The following is a 1,621-nucleotide window of genomic DNA, read 5'->3' as shown; positions in this document are numbered from 1 at the left end:
GGTTGATTTTCAATCTCAACGCAACAGCCTGAACGGGCCCCGCGTTTCCGCAGCTAGCGCAACGCGGGAATAGCTCCCGGCACCTGGCCGTCGCACCGTTTCCGCAGGTGGAGAGGCTATGGAGGCCGGTGCCCCCATGCCGCCGCCGCATGCTCCGCCAGCCCGCCGCGCAGCCGTTCCGGACTCAGCGCAACGGGCCTTCCGGCCCATGTCCCGGCCCGCCGCCTATCCCGCCAGCGGCCCCTCGCCCCTCGCGGCCCTGGCCCTGTCGATGCAGCCGGGCGTGAGGTCGAGCTCGCCGGGCGCCAGCTCCTCTATCCCGAACGCGTCCATGAGGGCGGAGGCGTCCTCCCCGAGGGCCATCCGCAGCACGCGCGCCGGCGTCAGGAACCCGAGCGCCCCCCTCGGCTCGGAGTTCACCTGCGACATGAGCAGCGCGCAGTCCGCCGCCGTCAGCCGGTCGAACCTGGCCCCGGCGCCCTTGGGCAGCAGCTTCCTGATCTCCACGTGGTTCTTCTCGCACGCGCCCTTCTGCTGGCTCTGCCGGGGGTCGCAGTAGAAGAGCCTGGTCTCGCCGTCCCGCTCGCCGATCAGCGCCGCGATGGCGCCCTCGTCGGCGAACTCGCTCCCGTTGTCGGTGAGCACGGCGCCGAAGGCGCGCCTCGCGCCGTCCTCGCCGAGGACCCCGCGCAGGGAGGAGAGCGCCGCCAGGACCGAGGCGCACGTGCCGTCCGGCAGCGGCAGGGCCAGCTGGAAGCGGCTCGGGCGGTGCAGGAGCGTGAGGAGCCTGGCGGAGTCGCCCCTGGAGCCCTCGACGGTGTCCATCTCCCAGGCCGCGGCGCAGGCGTCCTCGCCGAGCGCGAGGAACGACGCGTGCGACCTGCGCGACGAGTGGGACGTCGCCCTCTTCGGGGCCCGGCGCGACCTCGGCCTGTAGCCGACCTTGCGCCTGAGCTCCATGTTCGTCATGCCGTCGTAGCCGGCGTCCACCCACCTGTAGACGGTGGAGGCGCTGAGCCCGGGGGTCGTCGCCGCTATCTGCTGCGGGGAGAGCCCGCGCGCGAGCCCGTCCCTGATGGCCGCGAGCTTGGCGGCGGCGCCCTCCTCGGTCTCGTCGATCCCGGACCTGCTCGCCGAGAGCTCGGCGTCGGCCGCCTCCTGCGCCCTCCTGGCGCTGTAGAACACCCTGGGCCTCCTCGAGCAGCCGTAGCCCCTCCTGTGCGAGCAGCCGTTGCAGCACCTCGGCCACGCGGAGAGCCTGGGGCAGGCCCCCGAGAGGTCCGCGGGCGCGGGCTCGCCGTAGCGCGAGCGCGGCGCGGTGACGTAGCGGTGCGCCGCAACCTCCCTGGTCACGGTCGAGGGCGACCTGCCGAGCTCCGCGGCGATCTCGCGAGCGCTGCGGTTGCGGTCGAGCATCCTCTCGACCGTGTTCCTCTCGTGCCTCGTGAGCCTCCCGTACGACCTTCCGGACGGCTTGGGTCTGGACATGCCGGCCTCCCTCCATCGCGGGCCGGGGGATTCCGGCCCCTCTGGGGTTGCCTACCCGGATTCGCGCCTCAGGACTCAGCGCAACGCGTTGCGCTGAGTCCTGAGGCTGTTGCAATGAAAATGAGAATCAAGG

1 protein-coding gene is annotated in these 1,621 nt (G+C 72.4%); it reads right to left on the bottom strand.

Annotated elements, in window-relative coordinates; genetic code table 11:
- Positions 1-225 precede the first annotated feature (225 nt).
- Entirely contained in the window at positions 226-1,488 is a 1,263-nt protein-coding gene (locus DXC67_RS10230) for an IS30 family transposase (protein ID WP_117638283.1), read from the bottom strand.
- Between the last annotated feature and the right edge of the window lie 133 nt (positions 1,489-1,621).

Source organism: Collinsella sp. TF07-1 (assembly GCF_003437235.1).
Taxonomy (GTDB): domain Bacteria; phylum Actinomycetota; class Coriobacteriia; order Coriobacteriales; family Coriobacteriaceae; genus Collinsella.
The sequence above is the reverse complement of the archived record's forward strand: the minus strand, read 5'-3'. Positions and strand labels throughout refer to the sequence as shown.